Origin of the sequence: Rosenbergiella sp. YN46, assembly GCF_036620675.1 — a bacterium.
Taxonomy (GTDB): domain Bacteria; phylum Pseudomonadota; class Gammaproteobacteria; order Enterobacterales; family Enterobacteriaceae; genus Jejubacter.
Genome location: NZ_JAZHEE010000025.1, coordinates 1 through 17,673 on the forward strand (window position 1 = coordinate 1; position 17,673 = coordinate 17,673).

General features: G+C 55.6%; 14 protein-coding genes and 3 pseudogenes. 11 read left to right on the forward strand and 6 right to left on the reverse strand.

Features of this window, described 5'->3' with window-relative positions; translation table 11 throughout:
• Positions 1-86: 86 nt before the first annotated feature.
• The 4 genes and pseudogenes from feoC to V3W49_RS16075 all read right to left on the reverse strand — a co-directional run.
• Positions 87-344 (reverse strand): [Fe-S]-dependent transcriptional repressor FeoC, encoded by a 258-nt coding sequence (feoC, locus tag V3W49_RS16060; protein ID WP_500146828.1) that lies wholly within the window; start codon positions 342-344, stop codon positions 87-89.
• Between the two features lie 15 nt (positions 345-359).
• Positions 360-2,675, reverse strand: a complete 2,316-nt coding sequence (gene feoB, locus V3W49_RS16065) for a Fe(2+) transporter permease subunit FeoB (RefSeq protein ID WP_500146830.1) — start codon at positions 2,673-2,675, stop codon at positions 360-362.
• Between the two features lie 61 nt (positions 2,676-2,736).
• Positions 2,737-2,961, reverse strand: a complete 225-nt coding sequence (feoA, locus tag V3W49_RS16070) for a ferrous iron transporter A (RefSeq protein ID WP_500146831.1) — start codon at positions 2,959-2,961, stop codon at positions 2,737-2,739.
• 510 nt (positions 2,962-3,471) lie between these two features.
• Positions 3,472-3,909 (reverse strand): annotated as a pseudogene (locus V3W49_RS16075) (transposase); the annotation flags it as partial.
• A gap of 67 nt (positions 3,910-3,976) precedes the next feature.
• On the opposite strand from V3W49_RS16075, the pseudogene V3W49_RS16080 reads away from it, so the two are divergent.
• The 6 genes and pseudogenes from V3W49_RS16080 to V3W49_RS16105 all read left to right on the forward strand — a co-directional run.
• Positions 3,977-5,142 (forward strand): annotated as a pseudogene (locus tag V3W49_RS16080) (IS3 family transposase).
• 499 nt (positions 5,143-5,641) lie between these two features.
• Complete coding sequence (locus V3W49_RS16085; protein ID WP_500146833.1) at positions 5,642-7,912, forward strand: hypothetical protein; 2,271 nt, start codon at positions 5,642-5,644, stop codon at positions 7,910-7,912.
• Between the two features lie 2 nt (positions 7,913-7,914).
• The gene (locus tag V3W49_RS16090; RefSeq protein WP_500146834.1) at positions 7,915-8,349 is read left to right on the forward strand and encodes a hypothetical protein; all 435 of its coding nucleotides are present in this window, start codon (positions 7,915-7,917) and stop codon (positions 8,347-8,349) included.
• 75 nt (positions 8,350-8,424) lie between these two features.
• On the forward strand, positions 8,425-8,643 hold the full coding sequence (locus tag V3W49_RS16095) for a hypothetical protein (protein WP_500146904.1): 219 nt from the start codon (positions 8,425-8,427) through the stop codon (positions 8,641-8,643).
• A gap of 188 nt (positions 8,644-8,831) precedes the next feature.
• A complete protein-coding gene (locus V3W49_RS16100) occupies positions 8,832-9,233 on the forward strand; it encodes a hypothetical protein (protein WP_500146835.1) in 402 nt (133 codons plus the stop codon).
• Between the two features lie 87 nt (positions 9,234-9,320).
• Positions 9,321-9,513, forward strand: a pseudogene (locus V3W49_RS16105) (transposase); the annotation flags it as partial.
• Positions 9,514-9,603: 90 nt separating this feature from the next.
• On the opposite strand, the gene V3W49_RS16110 reads toward V3W49_RS16105, so the two are convergent.
• Positions 9,604-11,940, reverse strand: coding sequence for a Tex family protein (locus tag V3W49_RS16110; RefSeq protein WP_500146836.1), 2,337 nt, complete (start codon positions 11,938-11,940; stop codon positions 9,604-9,606).
• A gap of 164 nt (positions 11,941-12,104) precedes the next feature.
• Between V3W49_RS16110 and greB the strand changes: the two genes are divergently transcribed.
• Positions 12,105-12,626, forward strand: coding sequence for a transcription elongation factor GreB (gene greB, locus V3W49_RS16115; RefSeq protein ID WP_500146837.1), 522 nt, complete (start codon positions 12,105-12,107; stop codon positions 12,624-12,626).
• On the opposite strand, the gene V3W49_RS16120 is transcribed toward greB, so the two are convergent.
• The gene (locus tag V3W49_RS16120) at positions 12,607-13,365 is read right to left on the reverse strand and encodes a FadR/GntR family transcriptional regulator (protein ID WP_500146838.1); all 759 of its coding nucleotides are present in this window, start codon (positions 13,363-13,365) and stop codon (positions 12,607-12,609) included. The two genes, greB and V3W49_RS16120, sit on opposite strands and share 20 nt — an antisense overlap.
• A gap of 369 nt (positions 13,366-13,734) precedes the next feature.
• On the opposite strand from V3W49_RS16120, the gene V3W49_RS16125 reads away from it, so the two are divergent.
• From V3W49_RS16125 to V3W49_RS16140, 4 genes are all read left to right on the forward strand, one after another.
• A complete protein-coding gene (locus V3W49_RS16125) occupies positions 13,735-14,475 on the forward strand; it encodes an SDR family oxidoreductase (RefSeq protein WP_500146840.1) in 741 nt (246 codons plus the stop codon).
• 222 nt (positions 14,476-14,697) lie between these two features.
• Positions 14,698-15,543, forward strand: a complete 846-nt coding sequence (locus tag V3W49_RS16130) for a fumarylacetoacetate hydrolase family protein (RefSeq protein WP_500146841.1) — start codon at positions 14,698-14,700, stop codon at positions 15,541-15,543.
• Positions 15,544-15,546: 3 nt separating this feature from the next.
• A complete protein-coding gene (locus V3W49_RS16135; protein WP_500146842.1) occupies positions 15,547-16,833 on the forward strand; it encodes an L-fuconate dehydratase in 1,287 nt (428 codons plus the stop codon).
• Complete coding sequence (locus tag V3W49_RS16140) at positions 16,833-17,672, forward strand: amidohydrolase family protein (protein ID WP_500146844.1); 840 nt, start codon at positions 16,833-16,835, stop codon at positions 17,670-17,672. Before V3W49_RS16135 ends, V3W49_RS16140 begins: the two co-directional genes overlap by 1 nt.
• Position 17,673: the final 1 nt, after the last annotated feature.

Genomic DNA, 17,673 nt, shown 5'->3' on the forward strand with positions numbered 1-17,673 from the left:
ATCACCATGGGTAAAGGATGTTAAAAAGTGTTCACCATGTCCCCGAACACCTGTCTACCATGTCCCCGGACCGTACAGGGAGAGGGTTAGGGTGAGGGCGAAGGCGAAGGGAGCATCATCCAGCGTTCCGTCAGGCAACGCTGGCCTTCCGGGCAACTGCGGCAGCTACCGGAAAGGCAGCCATTGGCATCATCGGGCACTCGCGTCGCTCTGCCCATGGCTTCCAGCCGCTCCAGCATGGCGACGACCAGCGGCAGCGGCGCGTTCAGCGTCTCGCTAATCTGGCGCGCTTCCATCCGTCCGCGCAGCGCCAGCAGATCCCGAATCTGAGTCAGGGTCGCCATAATAACCCGCTCCGTTTAGTGGCAGTCGCCGGTGTGGGACTGGCAACAGTCCGGCGCCCGGCCAGGCGCCAGCAGATTAACGTCCACCCGGCTGCGCATCCGCCGCAGGGTGACGATCAGCGCCAGATTGAACAGCAGTACCACGGCAATGGCGACCAGGCTATAGCGCGGATGCTCGCTAAAGGTGGCGCACTGGTAATAGAGCGTCGCCAGCGAATACCCAACGTTCAGCCCCCACAGCACCGAAAAGGTCATCCAGCCGCGGCTCGATTCACGGGCGATAGCGCCCATCACCGAGATACAGGGAATATAGAGCAGTACGAAAATCAGGTAGCTGTATGCGGCGGCGTCGCTGCCGAACTTGCTGTTCATCACGCCCATGGCGCCGGTGGCCATTTCGCCGTCGCCTTTGCTGGCTTCGATGGGGTTAGCCAGTACGCTCAGGCTGAAGGTCTCTTTCAGGCTCTGCCAGGTGTCGTCAACGGCGCTTTTTAGTTCATCACTCAGACTGAAAGTGGCGGGATCGAACTCATCATCATGCATATCCTCGGCGGTGTAAAGGGTGTTCAGGGTACCGACAACCACCTCTTTGGCCATGGCGCCGGTAAATAGCCCGACGGTGGCCTGCCAGTTATCCTGATGAACGCCGATCGGTGCCAGCAGCGGCGTCAGTACTTTACTCACCGAAGCCAGCGCTGAGTCGTTAATGCTGTCGACCGCCTTGCCGCTGAATGAAAAACTGTTCAGGGCGCCGATAAAGATGCTGACGATAACAATCACCTTACCGGCGCGCAGCACAAAGCCTTTCAGACGCTGCCAGGTTTGCAGCAGCAGGCTTTTCAGGTGAGGAACGTGATAGACCGGAAGCTCCATAACGAACGGTGTGGCTTCGCCGCGCATCAGCGTATATTTCAGCATCAGGCCGGTGGCTATCGCCATCACAATCCCCAGCAGATAGAGCGAGAAAACCACCGTCGCCCCCTGTTTGCCGAAGAAGGCGGCGGCGAAGACCGCGAAAATCGCCAGCCGGGCGCCGCAGGACATAAAGGGCGCCATCATAATGGTCATCAGCCGTTCGCGCGGCGCGTCCAGCGTTCGGGCGCCCATAACTGACGGCACGTTACAGCCAAAGCCGACGATTAGTGGCACAAAAGATTTACCGGGCAGCCCCAGCGCCTGCATCAGGCGGTCCATCACAAACGCGGCGCGCGCCATATAACCGGAGTCTTCAAGAAAGGAGAGGAACAGGTACATCATGCCGATCTGCGGCACCAGCGGCAGCACGGTGTTGATACCGCCGCCCACTCCCTGGGCCAGGAAGATGGTCAGCCATTCCGGGAAGTGCAGGGTGTCTCCCAGCCAGCGGGTGCCGTGAATAAAGAGTGCCACCGAACCGCCGTCAAAGATGGGCTGCAGGGCGCCGCCGATATTGATCGCCAGCAGGAACATCAGGTACATCACCAGCAGAAACACCGGTAGCCCCAGCAGACGGCTGAGCACGATTTTGTCCAGCGCCACGGTCAGGCGGTTAGGCGCGGCGGTCAGGCTGTTGCTGACTTCGTCACAAATCGCGGCGATGCTCTGATAGCGGGCGTCGGCAATGCTCAGGGCCGGATCCTCTATCTGACCGCTTAGTCGCGCCAGTGCGCCATCGAGCGCGCCGACGACGCTGCCCGCCAGGCGACGACTATAGATGTCGCCTTCCAGCATCTGCAGCGCCAGCCAGCGCCGCTCGCCGTGGGGGCGGGTGGCCGGCATCTGTTCGGCAAGCTGCTCGGCTTCCGCCAGCAGGGGCTGGGGGTAGTGCACCAGTTCAACAGGCGTGTTACCGCGATGGCGGTCAATCGCCAGCTTCAGGCCATCGATGCCCCGGGCGCGGGTAGAAACCAGTGGCACCACCGGACACCCCAGGCGGGTGGAAAGGGCGTCGATGTCGATACGGATCTGCTGCTTTTCGGCGATGTCCAGCATGTTCAGCGCCACCACGCAGGGAATACCCAGCTCCAGCAGTTGCAGCGTCAGATAAAGATTACGTTCCAGATTCGAGGCATCCACTACGTTTATCAGCATATCGGCGTCGTTGCTCAGGATGTAGTGGCAGGCGATTTGCTCATCGAGCGAGGTCTGGGACGAGATGGTGGTCAGGGAATAGGTGCCGGGAAGATCCACCAGCGTAACGGCATGATCGGTGGTGGAAAACTGCCCCTCTTTACGCTCGACGGTGACGCCGGACCAGTTACCGACCCGCTGACGGGAACCAGTCAACTGATTGAAAAGCGTGGTTTTTCCTGAGTTAGGGTTGCCAATCAGACCAATGGTGAGTTTTTTCATTTTTAGCATTGTCAACGTGAAAGTGGTTTGCGGTGCCTGAAATCGCTGGCGCCAGGGCCTTTCAGGAAAGCGCTTCCAGGGAGAGCAGCGCCAGGTCTTTTTTACGTAGCACCAGGCTGATGCGTCGCGTCTCTATCTGTACCGGATCGCCGAAGGGCGCCACTCGTACCACGCGGAACGAAGAGCCGGGCAACATACCGAGAGAGAGCAGCTTCTGACGCCAGGCCGGACTGATTTCCCGGGAAAAACCGGTAATTTTCCACGAACTGTTAGCGTGCATATGCATAGAACCACCTGTGAACGAGACCGATCGGCAAAGGCCTGATAGCCGGAGAGCACCAGGAAAAAACCTGAAAAAGCATGAGGCAATGATAATGAGAACAATTTTTATCTGCAATCTGAAGAGGGGCGTTAAATGCGCTTTTTTTGAGCGTAGACAAATTTCGTACCCGGAACAGGATAACGAAGGGTTAATAAGGTTATCTGCTGGTAAACCAAGTTAATGTTGTTTCAGTGTATATCGTGACGTACCGATCTGTAGGGAAAAGCCTGTCTGGAGTAGAAAACTGATTTAGAATAGGTTTTTAAACCCATTACAGAAATTTCGGTTATTTTGTGAGCGGTGTATGATATGTAAGTGACAACAATAAATCCAGGGAGAACAGGATGAAAGTGGTGCTACAGGTTGATGGCTACCGTTTCGGCTGCGGATTTTATTGCGGCCATGCAGGGTAGTGAAGGGGATACATACTGGCTGATGAGAGTCTGTCCCTAATTCTGTGTAATTGCCACCACGTCAAAGGTGATAGCTCAGGCGATCACCGAACTTGATAATAAAACGGCTCATTGCCAGCCGCCAGTTTTGGATCGGCATACTCCATTTTTTCGATGCTGACTGGATTGCCAGGTAAATAACCTTTCGCACTGAGTCATCCATCGGGAACACCTTGCGTTTCTTAATCGCGGCACGGATCACGCTGTTCAGTGATCCTGTAGCGTTTGGGGTGTAGATGGCCTTGCGGATATCGGGCGGGTAGCCGAAAAACGTATTCCGATTTTCCCGGTGGGCGTGCCAGCTTTTACTGATTTGTGGATATTTTATCGTCTCAGGCTGCCGCGAAGTTATTCAGCGCCATCAGCGCCGCCTCTTCGGTCATACCCCTTTCAGTCCGCTGGTGACGGCTTTGTAGTCCTTCCTGGCGACGTATTTCAGGCTGTTACGCACCATGTGTAGTGGCTCAGTAATACCGGACACTTCAATAGCCTGTTAATGTAACAACAGCAAATTGAGGTAACTGACCATGACTCAGCGTAAACAGATGAAGCGCCGTTTCTCTCCCGAATTCAAACTGGAAGCCGTTGAACAGGTTGTTAAGCATCAGCAGCGCGCCGTGGATGTCGCCCGGGCTCTGGATGTGGACGCCACCCTGCCGCGCAAATGGATACGGCAGTATAAATCGGAGATTCAGGGAGAAACGCCGACTGGCTCTGCCCTGACACCGGAGCAGCGGGAAATTCAGTCACTCCGGGCACGGGTTAAGCGCCTGGAAATGGAGAAAGAGATACTAAAGCAGGCAGCCGTGCTGATGAGCGAACTCCCGACCAAATCTGTGCGCTAATCACACGGCTGAGAAGGAAATGGCCGGTGGTAGTGGTGTGTCGGTTGCTGAAAATCTCCCGAAGCCGATATTACGCCTCGCAGACCCGCCCTGTGGATGTCAGACGGATGCAGCTGCGCGCCCGAATACGGGAATTGCATCAACAGAGTCGGGGAGCGGCAGGAAGTCGGATGCTGAATCAGCTGATGCGCCGGGAAGGGTATAAGGTGGGTCGCTGGCTGGCCGCAGACTGATGCAGGAATGCGGACTGGAGAGCCGCCAGCCGGGGCGGCACCGATACCGTGGGGTGAAGGAGGAAGCAACGGCCTCGCCGGACCTGCTGAAACGGCACTTCACACCGGAAACACCGGACAGGACCTGGAGTGGAGACATCAGCTACGTGCGGGTGAATGGCGGCTGGTGTTATCTGGCGCTGGTCATCGGCCTGTACTCACGGCGAACCGTGGGCAGTGCGGTGTCGTCTTCGCCGGATGCGGAGCTGGTATGTCGGGCAATGCGCAGTGCCCTGGAGAGCCGGTCATACCGGACAAGGGCGACAGCTGTGCCATTCAGACCAGGGCGGCCAGTACAGAAGTAAAAAATACCGGCAGTTACTGTGGCGCCATGGGGCAATGCAGAGCATGAGCCGGAAAGGAAACTGCCTGGATAACTCACCGATGGAACGGGTGTTCAGGAGCCTGAAGAGTGAATGGATACCGGCGGGTGGCTACAGTGATGTTCGACAGATGATGCAGGATATTACTGTCTGGATACACTACTACAACCAGCAGCGCCCCCACACATCCAATGGCGGGTTATCACCCTGTGAATATGAAAATCAGTGGAAAGAGGCTATGCCGGTGTCCTGATTTTGTGATCCACTACACATGTGGATGATGCACACTGCGATAGACGCTGTTTATCGCATCCGGGAAAACTGATTGAGATCTGCTTCGGTTTTGAGACCCTTAGCCAGTTCAGCAGCCAGTGTTTTGAGTTTATTTTCGTCCATAATTTGCCTGTCTCCGTTGTTGGAGTGAACATATCAAAAACAGGCAATTGCACAACTTTAATTACAGTCTCGACGGGAATGCAATATCTGAATTTTTCAGCCATACGCTACCGGGCATAGCGGACCCTCTGACGACCCGAATTAACGATCGCTTTCAGGTACTCAAACCCGCATCCTGAGGTTTGCTTGGTATATAGGGTCAAATCCATTTTCTTTTTATTGTTATTACATTCTGGCGGTGTATTATTGAGTGATTTTTAGCCGTTACGGGACTTCGGCTGTGCGCTCTGGCTTCTGCAAATATCACCGCCTGTACTGGCCCTGTAGTGTAATACAGAATGATTAAGGAATGATAAATGTCGGTATTACCCAAATTCAGCTGGCCGGTGCCATCCAACCATCGCGGCAGTGACTTTGCCAGCCAGGAAGCTGTGATGTCTCACCTGGCAGGTGAGGCGTCCGGCTGGTACCTGCTGGGAAGCAATGGCATGTGGCACGGGGGGATTCATATCACGAATACCACGACGCCCTGGTGTGCGCTGAGCGGCAGGGCGATTTCCGAAATGGTTGACTTTCCTGCGGGCTACCGGGGGGAGCAGAGCGTTCGCTGCATGGCGGACGGGGAAGTGGTGGCGTACCGGATTTGCCGTGATTACCAGACAGTTCCGTGGGAAACGGGGCCGCTGAACGTTTCTGGCTCCTTTGTGCTGGTGCGGCACTATATTCAGCCGGGTGAGAAACAGGAAAGCGGCCTGCATTTTTATACGCTGTATATGCACCTGGCGCCGTATTCTGCTTATGAACAAAGTGAAAACGAAACGCAGTGGATTGTGAATGATAATTTGTCGGCTTACCGCCCTGAATGGGTGATGAGCGCCAGTACCAATAACAAAGAGGTCAGCGATTCGTATCGTGTGACTACCATCCCGAAAGGTGCCCATATTGAGTGGTCTGCCACAGACAGCAACCTGCGCACCATTGGGTTTAATGGTCGCCACTATGGTCTGGTCACTTTTAAGGGATTGCCCGATAAAGAGAAAGCCAAAGGAACAGAGACCAGCCTGAAGGAAGGAGAGCAATACTGGATCCTGACGGACAGGAATAATCTTGTTTCAGCAGGGGGAGTGGCGACCCGCCCGTCATGGTGGTCGCACCTGTTGCCACCTTATGAGGAGCCGATGCAGTTTGATACGGTCGTTTGTCCGACACCTTATTCAATAAGCGCCGGTGACAGCGTGGGGCATCTGGGTTATTTTCAGCTCCCCAAAGAGGGCGGTTACGATGCCCGCTATCAGGTGCATATTGAATGCCTGAGCATGGATGATAACCTTGAAACCTTTCTGAAAAACCCGGAAAAGGTGGGTGAAAGCGCGCCGCTGTACCTGAAATGCCCGACGGGGCTGCCGCTGTTTTCGAAAGATTTGAAGACGCTGTCCATGGTCAGCAGCGGGCGCGTCTCACAGGGGGAAGCCATTCTGAAGCTGAGCCAGGTGAAAACAGAAACCGATGCACAGAATCAGGAATACTGGTTTTTACCCTATGCCAACGGCTATGTGGCGAAAGCAAATAAAGCTGTTGAAACTCTATCTCAATATGATCTGGAAAAGCTGGGGTTCACTACCACCGTGGACGAGGCGACGAGCTTCGACCACCTGGATGGCAAAACGCCACCGAAAGGTCTGATTCGTACCCTGTATGACCGACTTTTTCGAGCCTCCAGTCATGATACCCGCTTCACCCACAGAATGGTGCCGTACAACTATCAGCGGTTACTGAACCGGATTGACGGTGGCATCAGCCCCTATTCACGGCAGGAATATCTGAGTGCGATTCATAACCCGTCTTACCGGGATGTGACAAACAGGATGATAGTGAAACACCCCAGTGAGTGGTATTACAAAAAGGAGACATCGATTTGGCAGTCGTTTCTGAACACCCTGATGAAGGATGCGCCGGAATGGAAAGAGTACAGTGAGGCGTATATTGAAAATATGGTATGGATGCAGGATGCCGCTAAGTTAAAGCTGGGGCCTTCGTTGTGGCATATGCATCCGGTGGTGTTTTTGGGGATGTTTAAATCCAGTAATAAAATTATTTGGATGAAGAGGTTCTTTGAAAAATTCGGGGCCGAAAAAACATCTGCATTTAGGGCTAAATTATTGGAGGTTTCAAATGATTTAGGAATTGACCCTAATTATATCATGGCTTGTATTGCTCTCGAAACAGGAAAAACATTTAGGACAGACATTAAAAATCCAGGTTCGTCAGCTACTGGGTTAATTCAATTCATGAGAGTAACAGCTGAGGAACTGGGAACAACTACCGCACAACTCCGTAGAATGGATCATGTACAGCAAATGGAGTACGTGAAAAAATATTTTCTGATGCAGTCACGTAACGTTGGTGTTCCTACTGAACAGTGGTCCCTTGAAGATGTTTATTATTCAATATTTAGTCCGAAAACTATAAAGTTAAAACCGAATGATATTATTTATAAAAAAGGTGATGGAGATACTTACAATAAAAATCTTTATCACGATGTAAATAAAGATGGAAGAATCACAAAGTCTGAAATAGCTGAAAATATCAGAGTTAATTATAAGCAAGGTATACCTGAGGCTGATTAAATATGAAATGTAACAAATCTGTTTTGATGTTGTTGCTACTGACAGTTTGGGGTTATCCTCACTCATCTCAATCACAATCTATAAATACTTTAGTTGATGCAAATAAGTTAAAGTTATCAGGTTTTACTGATGGTCAAACTGGGAGGTTTTACATCGATTTATATGGTGATGGCTCTAGAGATGTAATTGAGTATACATATTCTGACTCTACCCCGCCAGGAACTTGTGATCAGATTGATTGCTCTACTTCTTTAAATGACTCACCAATGGTGACATTCCAAATCTATATGCATGATGGGAAGCCTGTAGACGCATCATATATGTGTACATTCTTGGGGGTTAGCGAAAAAAAACATAAGGGAATGAGAGATATTTTTTGTGGGCCGAAATACATTCTCAAATGGAATGGGGATGAATATACTACTGGCGATGAATGAAAACATTAAGTAACTCTAAGACAGCGAAAGGCATTAAAAGCGCTGACCATTACCAGCACTGACGATGAAATTGTCATCAGCACGCCAAAAACGCTGACGCTGAATGACGGTGGCTCTTACCTGAAACTCAGTGACAGCGGGATTGAGCATGGCTCAAAAGGCGATTTGACCCTGAAGGTGGGGGAATACCTGGTGCCAGGCAATGGCGCCGATATGCCATTCTCCGCACCAGATTTTAAAACCACGGGGACAGACGAAATCAAAAACATCATCAGCAGACCGATGAGCGGCTGAGGGAGCAGCCATGTCGGTATTACCCAAATTCAGCTGGCTGGTGCCATCCAACACCCACAGCAATGGTGCCGTATAACTATCAGCGGTTACTGAACCGGATAGATGGAGGCATCAGCCCCTATTCACGGCAGGAATATCTGAGCGCGATTCATAACCCGTCTTACCGGGATGTGACAAACAGGATGATAGTGAAACATCCCAGTGAGTGGTATTACAAAAAGGAGACATCGATTTGGCAGTCGTTTCTGAACACCCTGACGAAGGATGCGCCGGAATGGAAAGAGTACAGTGAGGCGTATATTGAAAATATGGTATGGATGCAGGATGCCGGTAAGTTAAAGCTGGGGCCGGTGTTGTGGCATATGCATCCGGTGGTGTTTTTAGGGGCAATTGCCGAAAAATATAGTGATTCTATTGATTTCAATACAACTTTAGGTATTTATCGGATATCAAAAAAGTCAGCTGAATTTATCTTATCTTGGGAAGCATATGCTCCTAAACCCTATGTTCTTGGCGGGGATCAGTCAAGCGGAGTTACTGTTGGATATGGCTATGATTTAGGGCAACAGACTGATCTTACCCAGCAATAGTGGAAACGTGACTAAGTGAGTAAACCCTCAATCAGAGGTGACTCATGAAAAAATGTATCAGCCAGCAAAAAAACCTGCAAACAGTACATGCCTGAATTTCGTAACGAAGCCCTCAGGCTTGCAGAACGAATCGGTGTTGCTGCCGCAGCTCGGGAACTCAAGTTGTATGAATCCCAGCTTTATGCCTGGCGTAGTAAGCAACAACAGCAAATGACTTCGTCAGAGCGCGAAAATGAACTGGCTGTTAAATGCCCGCCTTAAACGCCAGCTCGCGGAGCAGGTCATGTGAGTAATTAAAATAACTTATAGTCTGCGGAAAGTTGGAGTTAAGGAATTGGCCGCCGGTGCAGGGCACCGGCGGCTTTCAGGGTTAGCGTTTTTTACCGAAGGCGGCCGCCAGGGCGTCGCTCATAGCGCTGTTGCCCGCAGGCGTGCTCTCCGCACGCCGCGGTTTCCCTGCCGGGCGGCTGCGATCGCGGCCATTGCCGCTACCGGCGTTGCCGGAGGCGGAACGGCGGCCGCCGGTATCGCCTGGCTGTTCATCCAGTCGCATGGTCAGCGCGATACGCTTACGCGCCAGATCGACATCCAGCACCTTCACCTGCACGATATCGCCGGCTTTCACCACTTTGTGGGGATCGTCAACGAAACTGTCGGACAGCGATGAGATATGAACCAGGCCGTCCTGGTGCACGCCGATATCCACAAAGGCGCCGAAGTTGGTGACGTTGGTGACCGCCCCTTCCAGCACCATGCCGGGCAGCAGGTCGTTCATGGTTTCCACACCGTCGGCGAATTTGGCGGTCTTAAATTCGGGGCGCGGATCGCGGCCCGGTTTTTCCAGCTCTTTGATGATATCGCTGACGGTCGGCACCCCGAATTTGTCGTCGGTAAAGTCCACGGCCTTCAGGTTACGCAGGGCGTTGCCATTGCCCATCAGATCGCGCAATGCCTGCTCGGTCGCCGCCAGAATGCGCTCCACCACCGGGTAGGCTTCCGGGTGAACGGTCGAAGCGTCCAGTGGGTTATCGCCGTGGTTAATGCGCAGGAAGCCGGCGCACTGCTCAAAAGCCTTTGGCCCCAGACGGCTTACCTTCAGAAGCTGCTGACGGTTGCTGAACTGGCCGTTTTCGTCGCGCCAGGCCACGATGTTCTGCGCCATCATGCGCGTCAGCCCCGCAACCCGGGTCAGTAGTGGCACCGATGCGGTATTCAGGTCGACGCCGACGGCGTTTACACAATCTTCCACCACCGCGTCCAGCTTCTTCGCAAGCATGCTCTGGCTGACATCGTGCTGGTACTGGCCCACTCCGATGGATTTGGGATCGATCTTCACCAGCTCCGCCAGCGGATCCTGCAGGCGACGGGCGATAGAGACCGCGCCGCGCAGCGACACGTCGAGATCCGGGAACTCCTGAGCCGCCAGTTCGGAAGCGGAATAGACCGATGCTCCGGCTTCGCTGACGATCACCTTTTGGGCGGTCACTTTGGGGAACTGCTTCTGCACGTCCAGGTAGAAGCGTTCGGTTTCGCGGGAGGCCGTGCCGTTACCGATAGCCACCAGCTCAACGTTGTATTTTTCGCAGAGCGCAGCCACCACGGTCGCCGCTTTAGCCGCCTGGCCGGTATGAGGATAGATGGTGTCGGTGGCGACCAGCTTACCGGTGGCGTCCACCACCGCGACCTTCACCCCGGTACGCAGGCCGGGATCGAGGCCCATAGTCGCGCGCAGTCCGGCAGGGGCCGCCATCAGCAGGTCGTGCAGGTTACGGGCGAAAACATTGATGGCTTCGTCTTCGGCGCGCTCGCGCACTGTGCCCATCAGTTCGGTTTCCAGATGCATCAGCACCTTAATGCGCCAGGTCCAGCTCACCACCGCGCGGCGCCAGCCGTCCGCCGGAGCGTTGTTCAGACGCAGGCCCAGGTGGTCGATAATAATCTGTTCGCCATGGCTCTCTTTCGGCGTTTCGTCAAACTGCGGATCGGGATTCAGGGAGAGTTGCAGCACCCCTTCGTTGCGGCCACGTAACATTGCCAGGGCGCGGTGGGAAGGCACTTTGGCGATCGGCTCATGATGGTCGAAATAGTCCCGGAACTTGGCTCCTTCCTCTTCCTTGCCGCTGACCACGCTGGCCACCAGGTCGGCGTTCTTCCACAGATAGTCGCGTACTTTGGCCAGCAGGGCCGCGTCTTCCGCGAAGCGCTCCATCAGAATGTAGCGCGCGCCGTCCAGAGCGGCTTTCACGTCAGCGACGCCGTTATCGGTATCGATATAGCTTTCCGCTTCCTGTTCCGGCGTGAGGGACGGATTATTCCACAGGCTGTCCGCCAGCGGTTCCAGGCCGGCTTCAATGGCGATCTGTCCGCGAGTGCGGCGTTTGGGTTTATAGGGGAGGTAAAGGTCTTCCAGTTCGGTCTTGCTCAGGGTGCCATTAATGGCCGCCGCCAGTTCATCGGTCAGCTTACCCTGCTCGTCGATGGATTTCAGAATCGCCTGGCGGCGATCGGACAGCTCGCGCAGGTAGCCCAGACGGGTTTCCAGCTGGCGCAGCTGAGTATCGTCCAGCCCGCCGGTGACCTCCTTACGATAACGTGCGATAAACGGCACGGTGTTCCCTTCATCCAGCAGACGAACCGCGGCTTCAACCTGTTCGGCCCGGGCCTGCAGCTCACCGGCGATAATGCGACAGAGCGAATCATTCATCATGGCTAAATTTCATCTTGTGAGTACCAAAAGTCAGGGGACAGTTATACGGACTGATGGCGAAAAATGCCAGTCGCAGCGGTCAGGCTGCGGGGAATCAGACAGTTCCGCGCCCAAAGCGATTACTGTTATGATTCATGTCAGCGTTCGCATTCGGGAGTACCGCCGTGGGCACCAAACTGATCACCCGGGAAGGGTATAACAAGCTGAAGAAAGAGCACGATTATCTGTGGAACGAGAAACGGCCGGAGGTAACTAAAATCGTCTCCTGGGCCGCGAGCCTGGGCGATCGTTCAGAAAATGCCGACTACACCTACAACAAGCGGCTGTTGCGCCAGATCGACCGGCGGGTGCGCTATCTCAGGAAACTACTGCCGGTGCTTTCAATCGTCGATTACTCGCCGCAGCAGGAAGGGCGTGTCTTCTTCGGCGCGTGGGTGGAGATTGAAAACGAGGCCGGAGACGTGAAGAAGTTCCGCATCGTCGGCCCGGAGGAGATCTACAGCGAGCATAAAGATTACATCTCTATTGATTCGCCCATGGCCCGGGCGCTGCTGAAAAAGCAGGTGGACGAAGAGTTTGTGGTCCAGACGCCGGAAGGCGAAAAGCTCTGGTTCGTGAATGCCATTGAGTATCAGAAGAACGATATCGCGTCGGACGATACCGGCTTCAGACCGCTCCGCGGCTAAAAATGGCGATCACCTGTTTCAGGTGCGCCTTCATTGCCTGACGCGCACCGCGTACGTCACGGGCTTCCAGGGCTTCCAGGATGGCGTGGTGCTCCAGTTCGGAGCGGTGTGGCATATCCCGTGGCGTGTAGTGGTGTTGCAATATGCGGAACATGCTACCGTAGCGGTGCCCCAACAGGTGGCTGATAATAAAGGCCAGAGTAGGGTTGCCGCTGGCCCGGGCGATGCGAATATGAAACAGGCGATCGCCGGGGTGAGTCACCGAACCGGCGCGATTATCGCGGCAGTTCTGTTCCCAGGCGCCGCGGATCCCTGCCAGTTCTTCGTGGCTTGCGTGGCGTGCCGCCAGCGCCGCGGTTTCCGGTTCAATCAGCAGCCGGGTTTGTAGCAGTGAAAACGGCGGCAGTTCGGCGTTCAAATCCAGGTTGATATCCAGTTCGTTATCCACATCGTTCCACTGATCGCGCCCGGCCTGAGCCATTACCGGTTCCCGATTTGCGGCGGGGGGCTGTGCTTTCACAATCACTCCGTTGCCGACTTTCACATCCACCAGGCCTATTACTTCCAGCGCAATCAGCGCTTCGCGCACCGAGGCCCGACTCACCTGAAGCTGGCGCGCCAGTTCGCGCTCCGGCGGCAGGCGGCTGCCGGGCGGGAATTCGCAGTTTTCAATTAACTTACGTAGTTGGTCTGCTATCTGTCTGTATATCCTGGGATTTTCTAGTCTGCTGATCGGCATGGGCTACCTTTTTTAGCTGTTTGCAGTGACTGAGTGCACAAAAAACAATCAGGAGGCTTGAGTAATCGTTATCTGGGTGTAGAAAAATAGTTAATGCGAAACGCTGTTTTGAGATCTGAATAACCCATAACTGTACACACAATAACCCGTTACTTCGGCTTTGTCATGGTGTCACTGGCGGTTAAAGGCCTGACCATTAGACCTGTATCCGTCATACGTCGAGCTGCCTGGGTGTTGGCTGCGCTCACTCGCCTCAGTCACATAGTTCGCTATGCTCCTGGGGACTCATTCGCTTGCCGCCTACAAGCAACTCGAATTATTTAGGGTATATAAGTGTTAAGCCGGAGCCGGAGTGACGAAGGAGTCACTATGGATTTAGCAGGTAAGCGAGCGCTGATAACCGGCGCCGGACAGGGGATTGGCTACAGCACCGCCAGACTATTTGTGGAGGCCGGCGCTGAAGTGATTGGTTGCGACCTTAACCCCGATTCTCTGGAGGATATTGCCGGTATTCAGGCGGTTACCCTGGATGTGACCGATGGCGATGCGGTAGCGGCTGTGGCCCGGAGGCTGGGGCCGCTGGATGTCCTGTTCAACTGCGCCGGGGTGGTGCACAACGGCTCGATTCTGGAATGCCGTGAAGAGGAGTGGCGTTTCGCCATGGATCTTAACGTGACGGCGATGTTCCACACCATCCGTGCCTTCCTGCCCGCCATGCTGGAGCGCGGCGGCGGCTCTATTATCAATATGTCATCGGTGGCCTCCAGCATCAAAGGGGTGGCTAACCGCTTTGCCTACGGCGCCAGTAAAGCGGCGGTCATCGGTCTGACTCGTTCGGTGGCGGCGGACTACATCACCAGGGGGATTCGCTGTAACGCCATCTGCCCCGGCACTGTGGAGTCGCCATCGCTGCGCGATCGTATTGCCAGCCAGGCCCTGGCCCAGGGCAAAAGCGTGGAAGATGTGTACCAGGCCTTTGTGGCACGCCAACCCATTGGCCGTATCGGTAAGGCCGAAGAGATCGCGCAACTGGCACTCTACCTGGCCTCTGACGCAAGCGCCTATACCACCGGCACCACACAGATTATTGATGGCGGCTGGAGCAACTGACGCCTGTTTATATCCGTCATACTTCAAGCCGCAGGTCCGTTGGCTACGCTCGTTCACCCCGGTACACATAGTACGGCTATGCACCCGGGGATTCACGAGCTTGCCGCGTTACGAGGCCTTGCCCCTTCGGGGCCGTGCTAAAGCACGTTCATATCTGCCTGTGGCAGATATGTCCTGCAACTCGAATTATTTAGGGTATACCTTCAAAAATTGGGGAACCACATGAAATTACTGCGTTATGGAGATCCGGGCCAGGAGCGCCCGGGGGTACTGGATAAAACGGGGCTGATTCGCGATCTTTCCGGCTATATCCCGGATGTGGCGGGGCCCGCGCTCTCGGCAAGTAGCCTCGCCCATCTGAAAAGCCTGGATATCGAGGCGCTGCCCCACGTGCCGGGGCAGCCGCGCATCGGCGCCTGTGTGGGCAATATCGGTAAATTTATCTGCATTGGCCTGAACTACGCCGATCATGCGGCGGAAACCGGCGCTGAGATCCCGAAAGAGCCGGTGGTGTTTAACAAGTGGACCAGCGCGGTGGTGGGCCCTTATGACAATGTGCTGATCCCACGCGGTTCAGAGAAGACCGACTGGGAGGTGGAGCTGGGGGTGGTGATTGGCCGTGCCGCCAGTTACATCAGCGAGCAGGAGGCGCTGGATTACGTGGCGGGATATTGCGTGGTGAACGATATCTCCGAGCGTGAATATCAGATTGAGCGCGGCGGCACCTGGGATAAAGGCAAAGGCTGCGATACCTTCGGCCCTATCGGCCCGTGGCTGGTGACGACCGACGAAGTCCCCGATCCGCATAATTTGAAGATGTGGCTGGAAGTGGACGGCAAACGCTATCAGAACGGCAGCACCAGCACCATGATCTTTAACGTGCCGCAGATCGTCAGTTACCTGAGCCGTTTTATGAGTCTGCAGCCCGGGGATGTTATTTCCACCGGCACGCCGCCGGGCGTGGGCATGGGCCAGAAACCGCATCCGGTGTATCTGCGCCCCGGTCAGACCATGCGCCTGGGGATTGAGGGACTGGGCGAACAGCGTCAACAAACCCGGGGGGCCTGAACCATGACGACGATCGTTGGTCTGCATGTGGAAGATATCCGATTCCCCACTTCCCAACACCTGGACGGCTCGGACGCCATGAACCCGGATCCTGACTATTCCGCCGCCTATGTGATTCTGGAGACCGACGACCCGCAACTGAGCGGACACGGCCTGACCTTTACCATCGGGCGTGGTAATGAGATCTGCTGCGCCGCCATTCGCGCTCTGGCGCCGCTTATCGTCGGCGAAAGCCTGCAGACTATTGCCGCCGATATGGGGGCATTCTGGCGGCGCTTTACCGGCGACAGCCAGCTACGCTGGATTGGCCCGGATAAGGGCGCCATCCATCTGGCCACCGGCGCGGTGGTCAACGCGGTCTGGGATCTGTGGGCGAAGGCCGAGGGTAAGCCGCTGTGGCGGCTGGTGGCGGAAATGTCGCCTCAGGAGCTGGTGCGCTGTATCGATTTCCGCTACCTGACCGACTGCATCACGCCGCAGGAGGCGTATGCGCTGCTGACTGAGCGGGCAGAGGGCAAGGCCCGGCGGCTGGAGACTCTGCTGGCGGAAGGCTACCCCTGTTACACCACTTCTGCCGGTTGGCTTGGTTATCCGGACGATAAGCTGCGACGCTTGTGTCAGCAGGCGGTGGACGCCGGGTTTTCCCATATCAAACTGAAGGTCGGGCGCGACCTGGAAGACGACATCCGTCGGGTGCGTATCGCCAGAGAGGTTCTGGGGCCGAACCGGCATCTGATGATCGACGCCAATCAGGTCTGGGAGGTCGATGAAGCCATTGAGTGGGTACGCCAGTTAGCCTTTGCCGATCCCTGGTTTATTGAAGAACCCACCAGTCCGGACGATGTGGAGGGGCATCGCCGTATTCGGGAGGGGGTGGCGCCGGTGAAGGTCGCCACTGGCGAAATGTGCCAGAACCGCATTTTGTTTAAGCAGTTCATTATGCGCGGCGCCGTGGATGTGGTGCAGATCGATGCCTGTCGTCTGGGTGGCGTTAACGAAGCGCTGGCGGTGATGTTGATGGCGGCAAAGTATCAGTTGCCGGTTTGTCCGCACGCCGGGGGCGTGGGGCTGTGCGAATACGTTCAGCACCTGTCGATGATCGACTATTTGTGCATTTCCGGCAGCCGCGAAGGGCGGGTGATTGAGTATGTGGATCATCTGCATGAACACTTCGTGGATCCGTGCGTGATCAAAGGCGCGGCTTATATGGCGCCAACCGCGCCGGGTTACTCCATTGAAATGTATCCGGAATCCATCGAACGTTACCGCTTTCGGGAAGGCGGCGCCTGATGCCGCGCATCGACGCCCACCACCACTTCTGGCGCTATCGACCCCGGGACTTCCCGTGGATCGAGCCGCGCATGGCGGCGCTACAGCGCGATTTCGGCCCGCAGCAGCTGCAACCGCTGCTGGAGCAGCACGGCTGCGATGGCGCTATTACAGTACAGGCCCGCCATAGCGAACGGGAAAATGCGTGGCTGGTGGAGCAGGCGCGAACGTTGCCTGGCCTGCGCGGCGTGGTGGGCTGGCTGGATGTCAGGGCGGCGACTCTTAGCGATAAGCTGGCGCAGTGGGCCCATGAGCCGCTGCTGTGCGGCGTGCGCCACCAGGTGCAGGATGAACCCGATCCTGCCGCCTGGCTGGATGACGGCGCGGTGAATACGGGCGTTGAACAGGTACAGCGCGCCGGCTATGTCTGGGACTTGCTGGTGACCTGGCGCCATCTGGAGGCCGCGGCCCGCTTCGCTTCGCGGCATGATTGCTACTGGCTGGTGCTGGACCACTGCGGCAAGCCGGATATCGCAGCTGGCGCACGGTGCTGGGCGCAGCAAATCGCGCCGTTGGCCGCACAGCCCCATGTGATGTGCAAGCTTTCCGGGCTGGTTACCGAGGCGCCCGGTGGGCAGTGGCAGGCAGCGCAACTGCACCCCTTTATCGACGCGGCGCTGGAGGCATTTGGCCCGCAGCGCCTGCTGTTCGGTTCCGACTGGCCGGTCTGCCTGCTGGCAGCGGAATATGAACAGGTGGTTGCGTTAAACGAGTGGGCGCTGGCCGGGCTGAGCGCGGCCGAGCGAGCGGATATCACTGGTAATAATGCGACGCGGGTTTACCGACTGACGGAGGTCTGAG

What these genes read in the sequence shown, in the direction of transcription:
- feoC (WP_500146828.1), bottom strand. Translation starts at nt 344, where the DNA reads ATGGCGACCCTGACTCAGATTCGGGATCTGCTGGCGCTGCGCGGACGG.
- feoA (WP_500146831.1), bottom strand. Translation starts at nt 2,961, where the DNA reads ATGCATATGCACGCTAACAGTTCGTGGAAAATTACCGGTTTTTCCCGG.
- V3W49_RS16140 (WP_500146844.1), top strand. Translation starts at nt 16,833, where the DNA reads ATGCCGCGCATCGACGCCCACCACCACTTCTGGCGCTATCGACCCCGG.
- V3W49_RS16135 (WP_500146842.1), top strand. Translation starts at nt 15,547, where the DNA reads ATGACGACGATCGTTGGTCTGCATGTGGAAGATATCCGATTCCCCACT.
- V3W49_RS16090 (WP_500146834.1), top strand. Translation starts at nt 7,915, where the DNA reads ATGAAATGTAACAAATCTGTTTTGATGTTGTTGCTACTGACAGTTTGG.
- V3W49_RS16120 (WP_500146838.1), bottom strand. Translation starts at nt 13,365, where the DNA reads ATGCCGATCAGCAGACTAGAAAATCCCAGGATATACAGACAGATAGCA.
- V3W49_RS16125 (WP_500146840.1), top strand. Translation starts at nt 13,735, where the DNA reads ATGGATTTAGCAGGTAAGCGAGCGCTGATAACCGGCGCCGGACAGGGG.
- V3W49_RS16085 (WP_500146833.1), top strand. Translation starts at nt 5,642, where the DNA reads ATGTCGGTATTACCCAAATTCAGCTGGCCGGTGCCATCCAACCATCGC.
- feoB (WP_500146830.1), bottom strand. Translation starts at nt 2,675, where the DNA reads ATGAAAAAACTCACCATTGGTCTGATTGGCAACCCTAACTCAGGAAAA.
- V3W49_RS16110 (WP_500146836.1), bottom strand. Translation starts at nt 11,940, where the DNA reads ATGATGAATGATTCGCTCTGTCGCATTATCGCCGGTGAGCTGCAGGCC.
- V3W49_RS16130 (WP_500146841.1), top strand. Translation starts at nt 14,698, where the DNA reads ATGAAATTACTGCGTTATGGAGATCCGGGCCAGGAGCGCCCGGGGGTA.